This is a genomic window from Blastococcus saxobsidens (genome assembly GCF_002938435.1).
Lineage (GTDB): Bacteria > Actinomycetota > Actinomycetes > Mycobacteriales > Geodermatophilaceae > Blastococcus > Blastococcus saxobsidens.
The window spans coordinates 129,789-150,074 of the sequence record NZ_POQT01000003.1 but is presented as its reverse complement, the minus strand read 5'-3'; the positions used below and the strand labels follow the sequence as shown (position 1 = coordinate 150,074).

The 20,286-nt window shown below is 71.7% G+C and carries 17 protein-coding genes; 7 read left to right on the top strand and 10 right to left on the bottom strand.

The annotated features are described in order from the left end of the window. Positions 1–59 precede the first annotated feature (59 nt). Complete coding sequence (gene asnB / locus C5507_RS03020) at positions 60–1,991, top strand: asparagine synthase (glutamine-hydrolyzing) (protein ID WP_104527051.1); 1,932 nt, start codon at positions 60–62, stop codon at positions 1,989–1,991. On the opposite strand, the gene C5507_RS03015 is transcribed toward asnB, so the two are convergent. The 3 genes from C5507_RS03015 to C5507_RS03005 all read right to left on the bottom strand — a co-directional run bounded on the left by C5507_RS03015 (position 1,957) and on the right by C5507_RS03005 (position 5,719). Beyond that, positions 1,957–3,336: an O-antigen polymerase gene (locus C5507_RS03015; protein WP_104527050.1), complete on the bottom strand. Its 1,380-nt coding sequence runs from the start codon at positions 3,334–3,336 to the stop codon at positions 1,957–1,959. The genes asnB and C5507_RS03015 overlap by 35 nt on opposite strands. Continuing rightward, on the bottom strand, positions 3,337–4,263 hold the full coding sequence (locus C5507_RS03010) for a glycosyltransferase (RefSeq protein WP_158657481.1): 927 nt from the start codon (positions 4,261–4,263) through the stop codon (positions 3,337–3,339). It abuts the gene before it with no gap. Between the two features lie 184 nt (positions 4,264–4,447). Next, a complete protein-coding gene (locus C5507_RS03005; RefSeq protein ID WP_104527048.1) occupies positions 4,448–5,719 on the bottom strand; it encodes a lipopolysaccharide biosynthesis protein in 1,272 nt (423 codons plus the stop codon). 248 nt (positions 5,720–5,967) lie between these two features. On the opposite strand from C5507_RS03005, the gene C5507_RS03000 reads away from it, so the two are divergent. Continuing rightward, complete coding sequence (locus C5507_RS03000) at positions 5,968–7,059, top strand: glycosyltransferase (protein WP_158657480.1); 1,092 nt, start codon at positions 5,968–5,970, stop codon at positions 7,057–7,059. A gap of 286 nt (positions 7,060–7,345) precedes the next feature. Here C5507_RS03000 and C5507_RS02995 read toward each other — a convergent pair whose 3' ends face one another. The 3 genes from C5507_RS02995 to C5507_RS02985 all read right to left on the bottom strand — a co-directional run bounded on the left by C5507_RS02995 (position 7,346) and on the right by C5507_RS02985 (position 11,821). Next, complete coding sequence (locus C5507_RS02995; RefSeq protein WP_158657479.1) at positions 7,346–8,389, bottom strand: MraY family glycosyltransferase; 1,044 nt, start codon at positions 8,387–8,389, stop codon at positions 7,346–7,348. 8 nt (positions 8,390–8,397) lie between these two features. Then, positions 8,398–10,215, bottom strand: a complete 1,818-nt coding sequence (locus tag C5507_RS02990) for a polysaccharide biosynthesis protein (protein ID WP_207225896.1) — start codon at positions 10,213–10,215, stop codon at positions 8,398–8,400. Between the two features lie 130 nt (positions 10,216–10,345). Next, entirely contained in the window at positions 10,346–11,821 is a 1,476-nt protein-coding gene (locus C5507_RS02985) for a tyrosine-protein kinase domain-containing protein (RefSeq protein WP_158657478.1), read from the bottom strand. A gap of 225 nt (positions 11,822–12,046) precedes the next feature. Here C5507_RS02985 and C5507_RS02980 point away from each other — a divergent pair, with 225 nt between their 5' ends. Continuing rightward, on the top strand, positions 12,047–12,736 hold the full coding sequence (locus C5507_RS02980) for an arsenate reductase/protein-tyrosine-phosphatase family protein (protein WP_104527044.1): 690 nt from the start codon (positions 12,047–12,049) through the stop codon (positions 12,734–12,736). Between the two features lie 202 nt (positions 12,737–12,938). Here the strand turns inward: C5507_RS02980 and C5507_RS02975 are convergent, their stop codons facing one another. The 4 genes from C5507_RS02975 to C5507_RS02960 all read right to left on the bottom strand — a co-directional run bounded on the left by C5507_RS02975 (position 12,939) and on the right by C5507_RS02960 (position 16,472). Beyond that, positions 12,939–13,703: a GDSL-type esterase/lipase family protein gene (locus C5507_RS02975; RefSeq protein WP_104527043.1), complete on the bottom strand. Its 765-nt coding sequence runs from the start codon at positions 13,701–13,703 to the stop codon at positions 12,939–12,941. A gap of 96 nt (positions 13,704–13,799) precedes the next feature. After that, complete coding sequence (locus C5507_RS02970) at positions 13,800–14,666, bottom strand: SDR family oxidoreductase (RefSeq protein ID WP_158657477.1); 867 nt, start codon at positions 14,664–14,666, stop codon at positions 13,800–13,802. Beyond that, the gene (rfbB, locus tag C5507_RS02965; protein WP_242611286.1) at positions 14,663–15,691 is read right to left on the bottom strand and encodes a dTDP-glucose 4,6-dehydratase; all 1,029 of its coding nucleotides are present in this window, start codon (positions 15,689–15,691) and stop codon (positions 14,663–14,665) included. Before rfbB ends, C5507_RS02970 begins: the two co-directional genes overlap by 4 nt. 109 nt (positions 15,692–15,800) lie before the next feature. Beyond that, positions 15,801–16,472, bottom strand: coding sequence for an SGNH/GDSL hydrolase family protein (locus C5507_RS02960; RefSeq protein ID WP_158657476.1), 672 nt, complete (start codon positions 16,470–16,472; stop codon positions 15,801–15,803). A 237-nt stretch (positions 16,473–16,709) separates the two neighbouring features. On the opposite strand from C5507_RS02960, the gene C5507_RS02955 reads away from it, so the two are divergent. From C5507_RS02955 to C5507_RS22075, 4 genes are all read left to right on the top strand, one after another. Further along, entirely contained in the window at positions 16,710–16,952 is a 243-nt protein-coding gene (locus C5507_RS02955; protein WP_130504313.1) for a hypothetical protein, read from the top strand. A 108-nt stretch (positions 16,953–17,060) separates the two neighbouring features. Beyond that, positions 17,061–18,200, top strand: coding sequence for an LCP family protein (locus tag C5507_RS02950; protein WP_104527039.1), 1,140 nt, complete (start codon positions 17,061–17,063; stop codon positions 18,198–18,200). 348 nt (positions 18,201–18,548) lie between these two features. Next, the gene (locus C5507_RS22620) at positions 18,549–18,710 is read left to right on the top strand and encodes a hypothetical protein (protein ID WP_165400481.1); all 162 of its coding nucleotides are present in this window, start codon (positions 18,549–18,551) and stop codon (positions 18,708–18,710) included. 267 nt (positions 18,711–18,977) lie between these two features. Continuing rightward, complete coding sequence (locus C5507_RS22075; protein WP_158657475.1) at positions 18,978–20,159, top strand: hypothetical protein; 1,182 nt, start codon at positions 18,978–18,980, stop codon at positions 20,157–20,159. The last annotated feature ends 127 nt before the right edge of the window (positions 20,160–20,286 follow it).

Sequence of the window (20,286 nt, the reverse complement as noted above, 5' to 3'; positions counted from 1 at the left end):
GGCTGCTGTGGTGAGTGGGACGGACCGGTCCTGGAGGGGCTTGAAAACGCCTAGGGTGGGTGCTCGTGTGCGGCATCGTGGGCATTGCAGGGACGGGTGCGACCGGTGATCGCGCCGACGTCCGACACATGCTCCGCGCGGCGGCGGCGGCGATCTCCCACCGGGGGCCGGACGGATCGGGCGAGTGGGTGGCAGCCGACCGGCCCATCGCCTTCGCACACCGCCGGCTCGCGGTCATCGACCTCAGCGACGCGGCGAGCCAGCCCATGCTCGACCCGTCGGGGCGCACCGCCGTCACCTTCAACGGGGAGATCTACAACTTCCGGGACCTGCGGACAGCGCTGGAGGCCCGCGGGCACGCGTTCCGGACCAGCTCCGACACCGAGGTGCTGCTGACCGGCTGCCGGGAGTGGGGGGTCGCGGGCCTGGCCGGCCGGGCGGTAGGCATGTTCGCCTTTGCCTACGCAGACCTGGATGCCGGCATGCTGTGGCTCGCCCGTGACCGCTTCGGCGAGAAACCCCTCTACTGGTACGCCTCGGAAGGCACGCTGGCCTTCGCCAGCGAACTCAAGGCGCTGGTGGGCATGCCCGGCTTTTCCCGCGATCTCGACCCGGCAGGCGTCACGGACGTCATCGCCCGAGGGTGCGTGTCGCAGCAGCGGACGATCTACCGGGGCGTGCATCAGGTGCAGCCCGGCCAGGTGCTCGGGTTCCGCCTGTCGAGCGCCGTCGTCCCGGCCGACGCCGCAGCGATCACCTACTGGGACGCCGGCGCCGAGGCCCGGGGGGCCCGCGACGACCCCTTCTCCGGCACCTTCCCCGAGGCGGTGGAGGCAGTGGACGCGGAACTCCGTCGAAGCGTCGGCCGGTGCACGGTGAGCGACGTGCCCGTGGGCGCGTTCCTCTCCGGCGGCGTGGACTCCTCGCTGGTGACCGCCATCCTGCAGGCGCAGGCAGGCGCGTCGGTGAAGTCGTTCACCATCGGGTTCGAGGACACCCGCCTCAACGAGGCCCGCTACGCGTCGGAGGTCGCCCGCGCTCTCGGCACGCAGCACACGAGCTGGACCCTGGGTACCGCCGACGTGCTTGCTGTCGTGCCCAGCCTCGCCACCATGTACGACGAGCCCTTCGGCGACTCCTCCCAGGTCGCCACCCATCTCGTCGCGCGGCTCGCGCGGGAGCAGGTCACCGTCGCACTCTCGGGCGACGGCGGCGACGAGCTCTTCGGCGGCTACAACCGGCACACCCTCGCACCCCGCCTGAGCCGGCACCTGAGCCGGTTCCCGCGCCCCGCACGCGCGCTGGCGGCCCGGGCCCTGCGCTGGCCCCGTGTCGACTGGTGGGACGGGCTGCACCGCCCGGGGGTGGATGGCACCCCCACCGGCTCACGCGGCGCGCGGGTGCAGAAGGTCGCCAGCGTGCTCGACTTCCGGGACGCCGACGATCTCTACGGACGACTCACGGCGACCGCTGCACGCGGCGCCCTGATCGGCGCACCGGCCGCGGCCGCGGCGCTCTCCCGCGACCTCCCGCTGACGTCGGCCATCATGCTGGCCGACGTGCAGGGCTACCTGCGCGACGACATCCTGGTGAAGGTCGACCGGGCGGCCATGGCGACATCGCTGGAGACCCGCATGCCGCTGCTGGATCCCGCCGTCTACCGCCTGGCCTGGTCGCTGCCCCAGCAGTACAAGGTCGACGGGTCTCGCGGCAAGGTGGTCCTGCGAGCGCTGCTGTCCGAGTATCTGGACCCCGCCCTGTTCGAACGGCCGAAGATGGGCTTCGCCATGCCGGTGGCGGAGTGGCTGCGGGGGCCGCTGCGCCCGTGGGCCGCTGACCTGCTCGCCCCGCAGACGCTGGCCCGCACCGGGCTGGTGGACGCAGAGGCCGTGCGGTCTCTGTGGACCGACCACCTCGCCGGCCGAGCCGACCACGCTCACGCCCTCTGGCACGTGCTCATGCTGCACGCCTGGCTGAGCCGCTGGGCGTGAGCCGGCGCGGCCCGGCGATCGGCCGGCCCCCGGTCCGCCAGCGGCTGGAGAGGTGCAGGATCCCCAGCGCGAGCAACAGGACGAGGGTCATGGTGGACGTCATCCGGTTGGCGAAGACCGCCAGACCGGTGCCACCGATGATCAGCCCTCCCGCCAGCAGCGCTCCGGGCGACGGGACGGTGCGGCGGGTGAAGAAGCCGCAGAGGGCGCCCGTCAGCAGGCACCCGGCGAGCGCCCCGACGGCCCGGAAGTCCCGATACCAAGGCTCGAGCCAGGTGTAGACGTTCGTGGGTGCCGGCACCCGGATGTGTGCCGCGATCTCGTCCCATTTCGGCGCACCGGGCACGACGTCGAACACCGCGCTCAGCGTGGCCGCTCCCCACGTCTGCGGGTTGTAGTCCCCGTAGTAGGTGGCGCCACGTGCGTCGGACGGCCAGCTGTCGTTCCGCGACTCGACCAGCATCCCGAACGCGGGGATCCCGCCGCCCGCGTAATGGAGGACTCCGGTGAAACTGCTGTCCCGCATTTCCGGGCTGACCGTGTACCGGACGGCCGGGTTGGTCGTCCCCGTCTTGCCCAGCATCAACGCGATCCCCTGGAAGACGACGACGCCGACCAGCAGCACCGCGACGGCGTGACGCAGGCGGAGCCGCACACCCAGATCCACCGAACCGACGGCCTGGGCGAGCAGGTAGACACCGGCCGCCCACACGAGGGTCGTGAAGATGTTGGTCCGCTGCAGCGTCGCGGCCTGGGCCACGATCAACCACGCCATGACTCCGTAGCGGAGCATGACCGGCACGTTGCGCAGACCCCGGACGAACCCGGGGAAAAGGGTCAGCACGAAGCACAGCGGCGCCAGGTAGAACAGCGCCTTGCCGTAGACAGGGAAGGCCTCCATGTACCCGATCTCGGTGTCTCCGCGGATGGACACCGGGTCGTGGATCAGCGTGGACAGACCGTAGAGCCGGGCAATCGTCGACAGGTACAGGCCGAAGCCGATGTTGAACAGGACGAAGATCGCCCAATAGACCGACAGTCCCATGAAGGCGATGGACTTTCCGGACGCCGCCTCCTCCCCGTCCGCGACAGGCTCCTGCCTGCCCCTCCGGGCCACCACCCACGCACCGAAGTTGAAGGCGACGATGGAACCGGTGATCACCATCCAGGCGGTCACCGAGAGGGCGACGTAATTCATCAGGCCGCTGCCCACGATCAACAGCCCACAAGCCCACGCACCGTTGTGCAGCGCCACGGCCACCGCCATCCGCCGGTGGGCCAGCCAGGTCACCGCGGTCGCCGCGGTCAGGATGAGGCCGAGGATCAAGGCGTAAAGGTCGGACATCTATCGCTCGTCCCCCGGGGATGCTCGGTGTGGTGGCGCGCCCGCGTCGGGGGCGCTCCACGGCAGATCCGGGAAGAGGATCCGCCAGAAGACCGGCGCCCACGCGCCGTAGCTGTACGTTTCCGCGACCGCGGCACGGGCACGCCGTCCCAGCTCGGCGCGGTCGGCAGGTGCCATGGCGAGCACGTCCGCCACCCGGGCGAACCACTGCTCGAGATCGGCTGCGGCGGAGCCGCCGAGATCCTGCAGGACGGTGCGGTTGACCCCGACGGGAGACCCGACGGTCGGCACGCCGGCAGCGCCGTACTGGAGCAGCTTGTAGGCGCACTTGCCGCGGGTGAACTCGTCGTCGACCAGTGGTGCGAGCGCGAGATCGGCGCGGGCCAACTGCTCCCTCGCCGCAGCAGGGGACCAGTCGACCCGGCGGACCATGTGATCCATACCGGGGAATGGTCGGTCCCCGCGGCTCACCACCGTCACGACCGCGTCGCACGCGGCGTGCAGGCGGGACAGCGCCGGCGCCAGGTGCGCGAGGTACTGCTCGGTCGCCGGGGAACCGACCCAGACGAGGTTAGGTCGACCGGTGACCTCGTAGGAGTCCTTGGCGTCGTAGTCGCCGGGCTCGACGCAGCTCGGTACCACGACGACTGCGTCGTTGTACTCGCGGGCAGCCTGGGCCAGGGTGGCGTTGCCGGCGACGACGACGTCCGCTGCCGCGACGGCGCGGGACCAGGCGCGCGGCTTGGCGAAGAGGCGGTGCACGCCGCCCCGCCGGTCCGCGTACAGGGCGTCGTCGAAGTCGTAGACGCCTCGCCTGGCCGCTGTCAGCAGACCGGCCTCCAACCTCCCCGTCGTCAGGGGGGTGGCGGTTCTGGACAGCAACAGCGTGGCGTCGACGAGCCGCCCGCTCAGCCGACGGAGAGCCATCTCTGACCGGAACGCCGCACCGGGGCGCGACATGATGCGCCGGAAGGAAGCGTCGGCCGCGCCCAGGTAGTCATGGTTCGTCGATGACGCCTCCAGGTGGCGCAGCCAGTCATAGACCCGGACGCGACTACTGGGACCGGCGTGGCCGTACGCCGACACCGTGACGAGCCGGGGTGTCGATGCGCTAGGCAACATGGACCGCCACCGCTCCTCTTGCTGCCTCGGTCGCGTGGTTCTGCAACCTGCGCAGCCGGAACCGCGCGACGGCCGCCATCGCCGTGTACACGGCGATCATCCCTACCGCCGCACCAGGCGGGCCGAATTCGATGATGATCGGCACGAGGACGACGAGGACCAGGAGCGATCCTGAGAGGGCCCCGAGGGTCCCTGTCTTCAGGTCGCGCAGGCCTTGGCAGGCGGCCGAATCGTACTGATAGACGGCGTAGGGGATTGCCGCGATGGACAGCACTGCAACCAGCGAGGCTCCCTCTCGATAGTCCGCCCCCAGGAGCAGGGGGAAGATCATCGTGCCCAGCGATCCCGTCACGCATGCGAGGACGGCGGAGGAGGCGACGAAAGGCTTCCAGCTCCGCTCCCACGCCTGCAGGGATCCCGTTGCCGCCACCCGCCGGGTGAGCACGCCGGTGAAGGCGGCAGGGATGAACCACGCGAGGGCGGCGAGGGAGGAGGCGGCGCTGTAGACGCCGACCGCGGCGCTGGATCCGACCGCCCCGAGCACCAGACGGTCACCGTGGATGACGAAGGACTGCCCGAGAGAGGTGACCAGTCCCGGCAGACTGAACGCCACGAACATCCGCCCCTGGGTGAGGAGCACCCGCCAGGAACACCCGAGGCGCGGCCCCTGCCCGGAGCCACGCTGCCCGACGGCGAGTTGACCCAGCACGGTGAGCACCAGACATGCGCTCGCTGCGGCCAGGGCGGTGGCCACGGTGAGCCGACCTGCATGGTGGATGGCCGCCGTCAACACCAGCTGGATCGCCGCTGCCAGCACGTCCAGGCCGATCCCCTGCCGGTGCAGCCCCCGGCCGTGGAGGCCTTCTCGGAGCAGCGAGGCACTCAGCGCCAGTGCGGAGTACAACACGAACAGAGCCTGGGTCGCCGGGTCCGGGTCTGTCAGAACACCCAGGACGGGAAGCCCCACGACAAGGGCGACGAACCCGTGAGGCACCGCCATGGCGCCGGCGAGAACGACGTAGCGGGGCCACGTCCACCAGGTCGACGGCTCGGCAAGCACGACCCGCGCGCCCGTGCCGACGCCGAGGCCACTGAGGAGGAGGAGCAGAGTCGCGAGCGTGGTGGCCAGCACCAGAGAGCCCCGGTCGGCCGGGCCGAGCCACCGGGCGCTCAACACGGCGACCAGCATCTGCAGGCCCGCCTGCGCGGCCGACCAGGCCGGCAGCTGAAAGCGCTGGGAGACCTGTGCCAGTCCGCTCATCGGCGCACGCGTGAGGCCGACACGAGCCCGCCAGTGGACGGAGAGGTACGCTCCACGCCATTCCGGAGCACTGTGGCCCGCAATTCGTGAGGCACGTGGTGCAGACGATTCTGATGTGACTGTTGATGCTTGTGCAAAGGAACGGGAGCACCGAACCAAGGGAATCTCGAGATGAGTGTCAACGGTGCTCCGCAGCGAGGGGAAGTCGTGTGAATCAGAGTACCCGACGAATTCTGCACGTGGCGGCGGTGGACTTCACAGCCGCGAAGTTGCTCGCACCCCAGCTGGAGCACCTGAGTGCGCGGGGGTACGACGTCCACGTGGCATGCGGCCGCACGTCGGAGGAGCACTGGGGCCGGCTGTCATCGTTCACCACGCACGACATCGCCTTCCCGCGGTCTCCTTCACCGAGCCGGATGCTGACTTCCACCAGCGAACTGGTTCGCGTGGTCCGCCGGGTGCGCCCGGCTCTGCTGCACCTCCACACCCCAGCCGCCGCCTTGCCTGCACGCCTCGTTCCGAGGTCGCTCTGGCCACGCCACATGAAGATCGCTTACACAGTGCACGGCTTCTCCCATCAATGGCCTCCTCGAGGGCCGGGCGAAAGGCTCGTACAACGCCTGGAGAAGGGCCTGGCGAAGCGAACAGACCTGCTGCTCTTCCAAAGCGAGGAGGACCTTGCCGAGGCTTCCGCGCGTGAATACGGCGAACCACTCGTCCTGCTCGGCAACGGCGTGCAGGATGAATGGTTCGAAATATCCGCGGCGGAACACCGAGGAACAGGACCCCTGCGCCTGGTATATGTCGGTCGGCTGGTGCGAGAAAAAGGAATCCTCGACCTGCTTGAAGCAGTCAACGGCGTTGACGGGGTCCACCTGGACATCGTCGGTGACGCCCTGCCGTCAGATCGCGACGGAGTCTCTGACGAGGTGCGGGCGAGAGCTGCGGCGCTCGGGCCGGTTTTCGTCACGGTGCACGGCATGGCGAAGCCGGCAACCGTCCGCGCGCTCGTGGAGCGAGCCCACGCCTTGTCCCTGCCGAGCTACCGCGAGGGCGTCCCACGCAGCGTGATCGAGGCCCTGGCGGCGGGCCGGCCGGTCATCGCATCGGAGATTCGGGGCAATCGGGAACTTGTCACGCACGGGAAGAACGGCTTGATGCACCCAGCCGGAGACGTGGACTCTCTCCGGCGGGCCGTCGTGGCGATGCGGAACCTGAACCGGGACGACTATGCCCGCATGGTGACGGAAGCGCGCCGCAGTGCCGACCCGAGTCGACGGGAGGCCGGTGTGTACGACCGCCTGGTCCGATCCTACGAATCGTTGGAGGTTCTGCCGTGACCAGTGCGCGCGTGGCCGGCGGCACGTCGGGCTGGGGCAGCTGACCCGGGCAAGCGCCCACCGGCTGCCCCTTGCTCGGCCGGTCGACGACATCGCCGTGCTGCTCGCCGTCCGGCCCGTTCCGCTCCGCTCCGGCCGAGCCACCGCCCAGCGGTCGCACTGATGGAACGTCATCACGCGTTGCATGCGTGTCGATGCTCGCCACCGACCGGCTGGTCGCCTACCCGCACTCCGTCGGGTTGCGCCACGTGGCTTCCCCAGTGGCCGGAAGCGCTCGCCGCTGGGCTCAGCCGGTACGGGCTGGTGCCGCGGCCATCGGCCCGACGCCGCCGCCCTGGGCCGGACGTCGGTGGGCGAGCACGCCGGGCAGGACCGCATAGGCGCCCAGCATGGCGGCCTGGGCCGCGACGCACAGGACGGCCACCCCCACGCGACCGGCTGACGCCCCGATCCATCCCGCGGCAGTGACTCCCACGGTGCAGCAGCCCACCAGAATGCCCGTCGGCAGGTGCCCGAGGAGCCCGGTGCGGGTCAACCGCTGATACACGTGGTCACGATGCGCCTGGGTGATGTCCTCGCCGGCACGCAGGCGCCGCAGCAGGGTCAGCCCGACGTCGAGCACGTAGACGGACAGGATGGACAGGACCGGCCACGGGTGGGCCGCGGTCACCACCGCGCCGGCCGCAACCGCGGCGACGAACGCCCCCAAGGTGTAGCTGCCGACGTCACCGAGGAAGTAGGTCACCCGGCCCAGCCCATTCCAGGGCAGGAAGGCGGCGAAGGCGGCGCCGCCGACCAGCCCCGCGACAATCAGCCACCGCTGGCCTTCCAGAACCCCCATGAGGGCCAGACTGACGCCGGCCACTGTCCCGTGGAGAGCCGAGATGCAGTTGATGCCGTCCATGAAGTTGGCCACGTTGACGTACCCCGCGACCAGCAGCGCGGCCGGCAGCCACCACCACCAGGAAGATGTCGCTGCCGCCAGCGCACCGGCCGCCAGTACGGCCAGCGCTGCCTGCAGGCGCAGCCGCACTCCCACGCCGAGGCCCCGCTGGTCCTCGACGAACCCGAGCGTTGCGAAGACGGCGACTGCCGCCGCGACCGCTCGCAGCACGGCGGCGTCCGTCTCGGGTACCGCAGCGCTCGCTCCCAAGAGCACCACGACGATCGCCGTGGCCACCGCGACGCCGGCACCGCGCAGCACCGGGCGGTCGTGCGAGGACCGCGCGGAAGGGACGTCGTAGAGGTCGAGTCTGCGCAGCAGCCGCGGGGTGAATGCCAGGAATGCCGTCGCGAGCACGCCACTGAGCAGGACAGCGCCTCCAGCCACCACGCCGATCATCCCCTCGCGACCGGCAGCAGGCCCAGCGAGGCACTCTCCTCGGCGCTGACGGCCTGGGACGGGACGCCCGGACCGTCGCCCGCACGGCGACCGAGCCGGCTGAGGACCCACTCATCCAGCGGCGGGACAGCAACGTGGCTGATCAGCGGGTGCACCGCGCGGCGGCTCGTTTCCTGTTCTCCGGTGAGCTCCTCGTGCAGCTTCTCCCCCGACCGCAATCCGGTGAACACGATGTCGATGTGCTCGCCCGACAGGGCGACCAGCTGGCAAGCCACGTCGGCGATGCGGACCGGCTCGCCCATGTCGAGGACCAGCGCCTCGCCGCCGCGGCCGATGGCCCCGGCCTGGATGACCAACTGCACCGCCTCGGGGATGGTCATGAAGAAGCGGGTCACCTCCGGATCGGTCACGGTGACCGGCCCACCGCGCGCGATCTGGGCGGCGAAGGTGGTCAGGACCGATCCGCGGCTGCCCAGCACGTTGCCGAACCGCACGGAGAGGAAGGCGCCGGCGTTGCGCTGCGCGTAGGTGGCGGTGAGCTGCTCGGCCATGCGCTTGGTGCGCCCGAGCACATTCACCGGGTCCGCGGCCTTGTCCGTGGAGACGTTGATGAAGTGGCCGACCCCCACCGCGGACGCCGCCTCGAGAACGTTCCGCGTGCCGAGCACGTTGGTCTTCCAGCCCTCGTCCGGGTACTGCTCGAGCATCGTGACGTGCTTGAGCGCGGCGGCGTGGAACACCACGTCGGGGCGCCGGGCCTGGAAGATCGCCGACAGCGTCTCCGAGTCGCGGATGTCGGCCAGCACGACCTCGGGAAGGTCGAGACGGGCCTCGCCGTGGATGGCCAGCTGTACGGCGTGGAGAGACGACTCGTCCCGGTCCAGCATGATCAGCTCGGCCGGCTGGTACTTCGAGATCTGGCGGCACAGCTCCGATCCGATGGATCCCCCGGCGCCGGTGACGAGCACCCGCTTACCGGTCAGGTACCCGGCGATCGCGTCGACGTTGGTGTCGATCTGGCGCCGGCCCAGCAGGTCGGCGATGTCGATGTCCCGGACGTCGCGGATGCCCACGCCGTTCCCGGCGAGGTCCGACAGACCGGGTAGCACCTTGACCGAGAGACCGGCAGCGATGGCCAGGCGGGAGAGCTCGCGGACGATCGCCGATTCGGCCGACGGCAGGGCGATGATCAAGATTTCCGCGCCCGTCGTCCGCGCCACGTCGGCGATGTCGTCGCGCCCGCCCAGCATGCGGACTCCACTGATGCGGACGTAGCGCTTCTTGGGGTCGTCGTCGAGCACGCCCACCGGCAGGAAGGGGCTCTCCGGCCGGCCCAGCATGGAACGGACCAGCTGGTGGCCCGCGTCGCCCGCGCCGAACACCAGCGTGCGTCGGCCCTGCTGCGGGCGCACCGACAAGTCGCGCAGCCGCCGCACCGTCAGGCGGACCAGGAGCATGGACACGAAAGCCACGGGCACGGCAATCAGGGGCACCGAACGTGGCACCAGATTCGCCGCACCGCCGGCGGTGTCGATCGTGAGAACCGTCAGACAGGCAACGGCTACGGCCAGGCCCATCACGGTGACCTCGTCGGCGCTCCCCACCGGGTGCCGGCCTTGGTGCAGCCGGAGCGCCACCGACACGAGGAGGTAGACCGTGATGGCGATGCCGGCAGCCGCGATCAGACCGGACTGGTCGATCCGGCCGAGCTCGCCGTCGTAGCGAGCTGCACTCGCCATGGCCAGTCCGCTGCCGATCAGCAGCACGTCGGCCGAGAGGAGCCCCCATCGCCGAAGCCGCCAGCGCCACGTCATGCGCCGCTCCATCGGACCGCCCCCGTTCGTCACGCCGTCGCCTGCCGCAGCCGCTCGGCTGCCGTGCTCGGTCGGCCCCCGCTCATTCCGGCCGACACCGCCTGCCACCGCCATCACGGACCCCTGTCGTTCAGCGCCGGGACCGGACAGCCGCCACGGGGCCGGTGTCGTCGACCGGCTGGGCGCCACGTCCCCGCCCGGAACGGGCGCTGGTCATGGAGCGGACCACGCCGGTGGTGTCCCGGGAGGGGTCGGCCTCGTAGCTGTAGGCGTAGCCGTAGCCCCGCGCCGCGCCTGCCGACTGCGGCACCCGGTTGAGGATGACGCCGAGCAGCGAGGCGTCGATCCGCGCGAGCGAGGACGCGGCCTCCTGTAGTTCCTCGCGCCGGGTCCTGCCGTAGCGGGACGTCAGCAGGCAGCCGTCGGAGACGGCCGTCAGCACCGCAGCGTCGGTGACCGCCAGTAGCGGCGGGGCGTCGATCAGGACGTAGTCGTACCGCTCGCGGAGCTCGTCGAGCAGGACCTGCATGTGCCGGGAGCCGAGCATCTCGCTCGGGTTCGGCGGCATGGGGCCGGCAGCCAGCACGCTGAGCCGACCGTCGCCCCACGGCTGGACCACCTCGTGCAGCATGGCCGTACCGCCGAGCACGTTGGTCAGCCCGGCACCACTGATCAGTCCCATGTAGCGCGTGACGCGAGGGCGGCGCAGGTCGGCCTCGATGAGCATGACACGGCTACCGGCCTGGGCGAGCACCGTCGCCAGGTTGACCGCGAGCGTGGACTTGCCTTCGCCCGGGACGGCGCTCGAGACGACGATGACCCGCGGCGGGTTGTCGACGTTCAGGAACTGGAGGTTGGTCCGGATCGACCGGTAGGCCTCGGCAGCGATCGAGTGCTGGTCCTGGTCGGTCACCACGTGGTCCTCGCCGACCCGCGCGTCCTCCAGGACGGTCCCGATGACCCCCACGCCGGTCAGGTGGGTCACGTCCTCACTGCTCTTCACCGTGTTGTCCATCCGGCTGCGCAGCAGGGCCAGGCCCAGGCCGGCCAGGATTCCCAGCACCGCACCGAGGGTGACGTTCCGGACCTCGTCCGGGCTCACCGGAGTGTCGTTGAAGGCGGCCGGCTGAACGGTGGCGACCTTGACCGTGGAGACCTCGGCGCCGGGCGGCGTCTCGAGTTCGGCGACCTGCTCCGCGAACTGCCGCCCCAGGGAGTCGGCGATGTCCTGCGCCCGTCGGGCAGAGGTGTCGCTGACCGTGACGGTGAGGATCACGGTGTCAGGGACGATGGTGGCCGACACCATCTCGGCCAACTCGTCCGGCGCCATGTCCAGCCGGAGCTCTTCGACGACCTCCGCCGCGAGCTGCACGCCGGTCAGCAACTCGGCGTACGAGGCCACCCGCTGCTGGGAGAACAGGTTGCCCGTGTAGGCCGACGACGTGTCCGTCGTGGTGGACGTCGACACGAAGAGCTTCGTGGTCGACTCGTACAGCGGCGTTGCCGACCACGTGGCCGCACCACCCGCGGCGACACCCAGGAGTACCGCGGTGACGACGAGCCACCATCCTGCTCGCAGCGCCTGAACGACATCCTTCAGGTCCACGGACCCCCCGCTCTCAGATCCAGTCAAGGGCCAGCACCGCTCAGGGGATGGCGCCGTTCCGATGACTCGAGCAACGTAACGTCCAGGTGTCGATATGTCGCTGAACGTGTGCGTCTTGGGACGCCGTGTCACCAGTGTGACGCAAGTTCCTCCGCCCGGAGACACCGCGCCCTCTTCGGTGGTCGCGGACCGGTCCGCGCCCAGCGGAACGGTTGAATCCGCCTCGTGCGCATCCTCTTCGTCTGTACCGGGAACATCTGCCGCTCTCCCATGGGGGAGCGGCTCACCCGGGCCTTCCTCGACGACACGCTCGGCGCCTCGGCAGCCGTGGTCGGGACGTCGAGCGCCGGGACGCACGCGGTCGTCGGGAGTGGCATGGAGCCCTCCTCGGCGCGCGTGCTGGCGGGCCTGGGTGGGGACCCGGCCGGCTTCACCGCCCAGCAGCTCACCGGCGACCTCGTCGACGCCGCGGATCTCACGCTGACGATGACTCGTCGGCACCGTCGCTCGGCGCTCAAGCTCGCCCCGCGGGCCATGTTCCGCACCTACACCCTGCGGGAGGCCGCGGAACTGCTCGAAGGTGTCGACCTCCGTGCGCTCCCCCCGGTCGGCGCCTTGGACGAGCGGGCGAAGGCCCTGGTCGCCGCCCTGGGCGCGCAGCGGGCGACGCGCCGCCTGGCAGAGCGGGAGTCCGACGACGTGGTCGACCCCATGGGTCACGCCGCTACGGTCCACCAGGAGGTCGGCGACCAGATCTTCGGCGCGCTGATCCCCCTGCTGCAGGCCCTCTGCGGAACGAGTGCCGAGGCGCCGGTCGACCTGGCCGACACCCAGGTGGGCACGGCGAGGAACCTTCCTCCGGTCCCTGCCCGGCCTCCCGTCCCGGCGCGTGCGCTGCCTGCCGCCTCCCGGTAGTAGCCCACTGGACTCTCGGCCCGGTCGCAGCGCGTGCTGCGGCCGGGCCGAGGCATGCGCGGAGCCCGGGCGACGGGACCGGCACCGGTGCGGCGACAGGGGCCGAGGGCGTGCCCGGCCACTCCGACCGCCACGCACGGCGGCAGCAGCTCCACCCGCTGAGGGGCTGCGGCCGCGGGACCCGGTAGGGGTCGAGCCCGCCCTACTGCAGGGCGGCGGTGACCACCGGGGCGATCTGCTCCGCGAGGTAGGCGTGCCCGGCGTCCGTGGGGGAGATGCCGTCGGTCGCGATGAGCCCACTACCCGTGCCGAACCAGCCGTCGGCGAGGGGATCCACGAAGACGGCGCCGGCTCCCTGCGCCGCAGCCTGGACGAGGTCACGCACGGCGAGGACGCTCGCCGGCGCGTCGCCGTCGTCCCAGACCGGCCCGATGACGACGAGGATCGCCTGGGGGGCGTTCTGCGCTGCAGCAGCCATGGCGGCGACGGCCTGTGCCTTCACCTGCGCCGGGTCCTCGTCGGCGTCGTTGCGACTGCCGAAGAGCAGCGTGATGTCGGCGTCCGGAACCGGGGCGGCGCCCAGGAGACCCATGTAGTCCTGGCCGGTGACGCCGATCGAGGCGTACCCGGCCTGCGGCACGGCGTGGAGGGCCAGCTCGGTTCCGGTCCGCTGGGCCACGAGCGCCGGCCAGCCGGTCGCCCCCTGACCACCCATCTCGTTCCCGGCGGCGTACCCGTCGCCGTACACGGCGAGCACCGGGGGCTCGCTCGGTTCCGTCTCCGCAGGAGTCACGGGCGACTCCGCCGGGACCGGCGAGCCCGCTCCGGCCGGCGCCTGGCTCTCGTAGGTGTCCGCCGGAGCCGGACGCATGCCCATGACGGTGAACAGCGCGACGTTGCCCAGCACCAGCAGGACCAGCGCCAGGATGCCCCAGGAAGGTGGACGCTCGAGAGCCAGTCGTCGCATGCGGAAATCGTAAGGGTTCGACTTCACCCCGTGAGGGCGTCGGGACGCGTGTGTCACGTGGGACGACTGCGACGGAGGGGGCGACCCCCGCGGAGGTCACCCCCTCCGGGATCCGCCTCCACCCAGCTCGTCGAGGTAGCACCTCAGGGCGGCGCGCCATTCACGCGGCCGGTATCCGCTGGCGGTGATCTCGCCGAGATCCAGCACGCTGTTGAGCGGCCGGGTCGCGATGCCGCTCCGGCCGGCGAAGTACTCGGCGGTGCTCACCCGGGTCACGTCGTCGGCCGAGCGGCCGCGGGCGGTGAAGACGGCGGCCGCGACGTCGGCCCAGCTGCCCGGTTCGCCGTCGCCGGTGAGGTTGTAGGTGCCGTACGGGGCGCGGGTCTCCACGAGGTGGCGGATGCCGGCGGCGAGGTCGCGGGCGTCGGTGAGCCGGCCGATCTGGTCGTCGACCACCGAGGGGCTGGTCCCCCGGTCGGCGAGGGCGGCCATGGTGCGCACGAAGTTGCCGCCCTCTCCCACCAGCCAGGTGGTGCGCACCAGCCAGTGCCGCTCGATCGCGGTGGCGCGGGCGTCGCCGTCGGCCTTGCTGCGCCCGTAGACGCTCAGCGGCGAGGGCGGCAGGTCCTCCGGGATGGGGCCGGGGTGGCTGCCGTCGAAGACGTACTCGCTGGAGACGTGCACCAGCGCGAAACCGTGCTCCACGGCGGCCTCGGCCAGGTGCCCGACGGCGTCGACGTTCACCGCGCGGACGGCGTCGTGGTTGGCCGGGTCCTCCGCGGCGTCCACGGCGGTCCAGGCGGCGGCGTTCAGCACGACGTCGACGCCGGACCAGTCGTGCGCCGCGACGGCGGTCGCGTCGGTGACGTCGAGGGCGGCGCGGTCCAGGGCCACGGCGTCGGGGAACTCGCGGCGCAGCGCGCGGCCGAGCTGGCCGCCCGCGCCGACGATGACCGCGTTCACTGCCCCTGGGCCGCGTAGGTCGCCTCGACCTGCTGCTTCTGCGGACGCCACCAGCCCTCGTTGGCCCGGTACCAGTCGATGGTGGCGGCTAGCCCGTCGCGGAAGCCGGTGTACCTCGGGGTCCAGCCGAGCTCGGTGCGCAGCTTGGTGGCGTCGATGGCGTAGCGCAGGTCGTGCCCGGCCCGGTCGGTGACGGGGTCGAAGGCGTCGGTCGGCTGCCCGGTGAGCTCGAGGATGAGGGCGAGCACCTCGCGGTTGTTCTTCTCGCCGTCGGCGCCGATCAGGTAGGTCTCGCCGGAGCGGCCGCGGTCGAGGATCGCGTGGACGGCGGAGTTGTGGTCGTCGACGTGGATCCAGTCGCGCACGTTCTCGCCCGCGCCGTACAGCTTGGGGCGCAGCCCGGAGAGCACGTTGGTGATCTGCCGGGGGATGAACTTCTCCACGTGCTGGTACGGCCCGTAGTTGTTGGAGCAGTTGGAGATGGTGGCGTGGATGCCGAAGGAGCGCACCCACGCCCGCACCAGCAGGTCCGACCCCGCCTTGGTCGCCGAATAGGGGCTGCTCGGGTTGTACGGCGTCTCGGGGGTGAACTTCGCCGGGTCGTCGAGCTCGAGGTCGCCGTAGACCTCGTCGGTGGAGATGTGGTGGTAGCGGACGCCGTGCTTGCGCACGGCCTCCAGCAACGTGAACGTGCCGACGATGTTGGTCGTGAGGAACGGCGACGGGTCGCGCAGCGAGTTGTCGTTGTGGCTCTCGGCGGCGAAGTGGACGACGAGGTCGCAGCGGCTGACCAGCCGGTCGACGAGCTCGGCGTCGGCCACCGAGCCGTGCACGAACTCGATGTCGTCGCGGACCGGGGCCAGCGAGGCCTCGTTGCCGGCGTAGGTCAGGGCGTCGAGGACGACGACCTCGAACTCGGGGTGCTCGCGCAGGGTCTGGTGCACGAAGTTGGCGCCGATGAAGCCGGCGCCCCCGGTGACGAGCATGCGCATCGTCTGCTGACTCTCCTCAACCGTCGTCGCCATGCGGATACCCGCCGGCTCCCGCTCGAGGCGGGCATGTCCTGGGGAGACCGTAGCCGCGAACGACGGCGGCTTCCCGGCCGCGGCCCCCCACGGGGTGACCCCGTGGAGGTCAGCCTGCCGCGTCGACGGCCGTCCGCACCTCGTCGGCCAACCTCCGGGCGGAGGCGACCGTCGGGTGCACCCCGTCCGTCGTCGCACCCGGCACCGAGAGGATCGCTTCGAAGTCGGCGACCTGCGCCCCGGCGTCGGCGGCCAGCTCGCGCACGCCCTCGTTGAGCTCTCCCACGTCCGTCCCGGTCCACGGCTGGACGGTGGTGACGACGACGACGTCGGCCCGCTCGGACGCCAGCCGGACCGCCGCTCGCAGGTTGCGGAGGGTTGTGGCCGTGTCGATCCCGAGGCGCAGGTCGTTCGTGCCTGCCGCGACCACGATCACGTCCGCCTCGACATCGTCGGCCCGGAGTCTGGCCAGGACCTGCTCGGAGGTCTCCCCCTGCACCGCGGCGTTGCGGCCGTGGGCGAACTCGTCCGCGCAGATCGAGTGCGAGTACCAGGACTCCTCGCCGTGCAGGCCGAAGTGCGCGCGGCTGTCGGCCTCGGTGAGCGAATCGCCGTAGGCGGCCAGCACGGGGCCCCCGTCCCGCCCGAACCACGAGACGCATTCCGCGTTCACCACCCCGCCGGCCAGGTCGCGGGTCGGGCTGCCCGGGATCAGCACGGAGACCCCGCTGAGCAGCACGAACACCACGAGGACCGCTGCCCCCCGACGTCCCCGTGCCATGCCGCGGAAGGTACGGGAGGACCGGTCCGGCTCGGTATCGCCGGCCGGCCCCGCAGGGGTTCTGCCCCTGGTCACCGGCGCGTGCACGGCCGGGTAACGCCCCAGCCGCCCCTGCTGATGCATGAACCACTCCCGTACCGGGCATGGAGGCCGATCACAGAACCTCCCACCTGATTTCGGCAAGCCATGCCGGGCCGGAACCGAGGGGGCGACGTGCCCCTCCCCTAAGAAGGACACATGAGCGCGATGGTCGTAGTCGGAGCGGTGTGGCTGGCACTCGCGGTGGGGTTCGCCCTCCTCCTGGGGAGCAGCATCCGCCTGGCCGATGCGCGACAGACGGCCACGAACGCCGCACGCAACTTCGTCGTCGATGGCAACCCGTTCGCCGCGCCGCTGCCGGCGCCGCCGTCGGTGGACACCGCCGGAGCGCCGGCGCTGCTGCTCGCGCCGCGCACCGGCCGCTCCGTTCGTCAGGGCTGACGCACTCCACGCCTCTCGTCCCCGAGCTCACCCGACGGAAGCAGAACCGGTCGGCCGGCGGCCACACCGGCGGTACCTTCGGTGCCGGACAGGCCGGACGGGGGACCCATGAGCACGGAAGGACCGGGCGCGACGACGCCCGATGACGTCGGGCCCGACCGCGCGACGGCAGTGCCGGCCGCGGACGGCGAGCGCCCTCCACTGGACTCCTTCACGGACGACGACGCGGATCCCACCCCCCGCAAGCGCCAGTTCCGCAAGGTTCTGATCGCCCTGGGTGCGCTGACGGCCGTGCTGCTCCTGCTCGTCGGAGGCGGCCTCTGGTACCTGACCGAGCGCTACGCCGGCAACATCGAGCGCGTCAGCGACGTGTTCGCCGACATCGACGAGGACGCTCGCCCGGCACCGGCCACCCCCGAGCAGGCTGCGGCCGAGGACCCGGTCACCTTCCTCCTGGTGGGCTCGGACTCCCGGGCAGACCTCGAGCCGGGCGAGACGCCGGACGGCCGCTCGGACGCGATCATGCTGGCCCGCTTCTCGGCCGACCGCCGGCACGCTCAGGTCATCTCGATCCCCCGCGACAGCTGGGTCGACATCCCCGGGCGGGGGATGAACAAGATCAACGCCGCCTACTCCTTCGGCGGGCCGAGCCTGCTGATCCAGACGGTCGAAGAACTCACCGGGGTACGCATCGACCACTACGCGGCGATCGACTTCGACGGCCTGATCCAGGTGACCGACGACCTCGGCGGGGTGGACGTGGTGGTCGCGCAGACGACGTCGAACGGCCCGTACACGTTCCCAGCAGGCGTGAACCACCTCGACGGGGAGCAGGCCCGGTGGTATCTGGGACAGCGCTACGGGCTGACGGGTGGCGACTTCGACCGGGTCCGCCGGCAGCAGCAGTACCTGCAGGCGATGTTCGGCAAGCTTTTCAGCTCTGACACCTTCACCGACCCGGCGCGCCTGGACGCCGCGCTGCTGGCCGTCACCAGTGCGGTCGCGCTGGACGACCGGCTGGGCAACGGCGAACTCCTGTCCCTCACCTACTCACTGCGCAACCTGACCCCGGAGCGCGTCGAGTTCTTCACCGCCCCGGTGCTGGGCACCGGGATGGAGGGCCCGGCCAGCGTCGTGTACTTGGACCAGACCGCCGGGCAGCGCATGTGGGAGTACCTGCGCAGCGATTCCCTGGGCCAGAACGCCGACGAGTTCGCCAACGAGGCGCTGCCCGACGTACCCCGGTAGCGGCGCCGTGGGGTTGGGCTCCGTCCGGAACGGGTAAGGGCACCGCCGCGGTCGCTCGTTCGTTCTCCGGTGCGAGCTGGTCGGATCGAAGAAGCGGTCCGCCTTCCAGTCCGGAAGGTCCGGTGCCATGACCTGGTTGCTGGTCATCGGAGCTGCGTGGGTGGCGCTCGCCGTCCTCGTGGGGTGGGCGGTCGGGCGCTCGATCCAGCTCGCCGACCGCCGGCAACCGCCGCAGGACCCCCTCGACGCCCCGGACGGCGTGCCGGCCGACTGGGCAGACCCGCAGACACAGTCCCAGATGATCGAACTACCGGCCCCGCGTCGTCCGCGGAGCAGGAGGGAACGTCGATGACCAGGCAGTTCCACCTGTCCCTGCAACGGCCGGCGCGCCCTGCGTCCGGCGCTGCGGCCAGGACGCACGCGCACTGGTTCCGCTGGCACGGCGAGGACCCGTTCGGCAACGGCTCGCTGTACCGCTGCCGCTGCGGCGTCGTGCGATCCGGCCTCTGATCCAGCGTGGCTCGCGCCGGTGGTCGGGATACCGGCCGACCGTGGTCGCACGGACCCGCTGATCGCGGTCACGGAGCGTGAGCCCGGGCCGCGCGTCGCTCGTGTTCACCGTTCATTTACGGGCAGGGGTTGTTCCGGTTCGGAGTCCCGCCGATCGTTGCGCACGAAGAACGATCGTTCGGGGGAATCCGGCAGGAGCACGACTTGCACTCATGCAGCACGGCGGCGAGGGGGCGGCCCCATGGCCACGCCTCGCCCCGGGCTGCCGTGAGTCCGTCGACCGCGGCTCCGTCGTGGCAGCGGCGCCTCCTGCTCACCGGCCTGCTCCTGCTCGGCCTCTGCGCAGCGCTCGTGACGGTGGCCGACGTCGCGCTGGCCGAGCAGGGCCAGCAGGGCGTTCACCACACGTCGCCCCAGCAGGAGCGGCCCGCCGGATCGTCGGAGCCGGCCACCCGTGATGCCGGGCCGACCGCCGTCCTGCTCCCGCCGACGACCGCCGTTCCGCCGGATGCGCCGGCGGAGGGCGGTGTGCCTCCCTCGGCGGCCACGGCTGCTGCCAGCATGCCGCCGGGCTCGGTGCCCGCGCCCGCGGGACGATCGAGCCAGGTCCTGCCGGCGGCGGCGATCCCGATCGACGACATCGTGACCGGCGCCGATCCGGTCGAGCCGGAGCCTGCCGCCTCGGGAACAGCGGTGCCGCCTGCCCCGGCGCCGGTGGCCGACGACGGATCAGCGGGAGCACCACCCAGCGCCGCGCCGCCCGCCGAGGAGTCGCCCGCCGAGGAGTCACCCGCCGAGGAGTCGGCCGGCGAGGGACCGGCCGCCGAGGGACCGGCCGCCGAGGAGTCGGCCGGCGACGGAACAGCCGCCGAGGAGTCGGCCGGCGACGGAACAGCCGCCGGCGCGGCACCTCCCGTCACCGGATCCGCAACGGCCGGGCCGGTCGCCACAGCCACCGAGCCGGCACCGGCGGCCGTCGGCCCGGCGCCGGGTCCTGAGATCTCCGCGCCGGCACCCCCGGCCGGCCCTCCCCCGGTCGCCGAGCCGGCCCCGGGTGCCGCCCGCAGCCCGGCGCAGGCCTCGCCCGGTGGTGCTGCTGTGCAGCAGAGCGGAGCGGACGACGAGCCGATCGTCGCCACCGGGCAGGCTCAGCCGCGCCACGAGCCGTTCCCGCATCCGGTGAGGCCCTTCGCGCCCGCCGGACCCGTAGGCCTCCCGTACTCCTCCCCTGCTCCCGCACCGGCGCCACCAGCGTCACCGACCGCGACGTCGGCGTCCGGCGGCGCCCTCTGCGGGCACGGGCACGGAGCGCACGACTCGGACTCGTCCCTCGCCATCCTGGACGCGGGTTTCCCCGCGTCGGCCGGGGGCTCGGCGGGCCGGGCCGGTCTCGACTTCGTCCCTGCCGTCGTCGGCGGCGTCGCCGACTCGGGGGCCACCCCCGACTGAGCCGGTCGCGTTGCGCCCCGTCCTGCCGCACGCACCGACCCGCCGCACCGGACCACCGGATGCGGCATCGCGGATCGGCTCGATCCCACCACGCTCCCAGCCCCCACGGGCACCCACGCTCTGCCAA

Bases quoted from the DNA above. Each gene is read 5' to 3' on its own strand.
- C5507_RS03015 (WP_104527050.1), bottom strand. From the start codon at position 3,336: ATGTCCGACCTTTACGCCTTGATCCTCGGCCTCATCCTGACCGCGGCG.
- C5507_RS03010 (WP_158657481.1), bottom strand. From the start codon at position 4,263: ATGGCTCTCCGTCGGCTGAGCGGGCGGCTCGTCGACGCCACGCTGTTG.
- C5507_RS03005 (WP_104527048.1), bottom strand. From the start codon at position 5,719: ATGAGCGGACTGGCACAGGTCTCCCAGCGCTTTCAGCTGCCGGCCTGG.
- C5507_RS02990 (WP_207225896.1), bottom strand. From the start codon at position 10,215: ATGACGTGGCGCTGGCGGCTTCGGCGATGGGGGCTCCTCTCGGCCGAC.
- C5507_RS02975 (WP_104527043.1), bottom strand. From the start codon at position 13,703: ATGCGACGACTGGCTCTCGAGCGTCCACCTTCCTGGGGCATCCTGGCG.
- rfbB (WP_242611286.1), bottom strand. From the start codon at position 15,691: ATGGCGACGACGGTTGAGGAGAGTCAGCAGACGATGCGCATGCTCGTC.
- C5507_RS02960 (WP_158657476.1), bottom strand. From the start codon at position 16,472: ATGGCACGGGGACGTCGGGGGGCAGCGGTCCTCGTGGTGTTCGTGCTG.
- C5507_RS02955 (WP_130504313.1), top strand. From the start codon at position 16,710: ATGAGCGCGATGGTCGTAGTCGGAGCGGTGTGGCTGGCACTCGCGGTG.
- C5507_RS02950 (WP_104527039.1), top strand. From the start codon at position 17,061: ATGAGCACGGAAGGACCGGGCGCGACGACGCCCGATGACGTCGGGCCC.
- C5507_RS22620 (WP_165400481.1), top strand. From the start codon at position 18,549: ATGACCAGGCAGTTCCACCTGTCCCTGCAACGGCCGGCGCGCCCTGCG.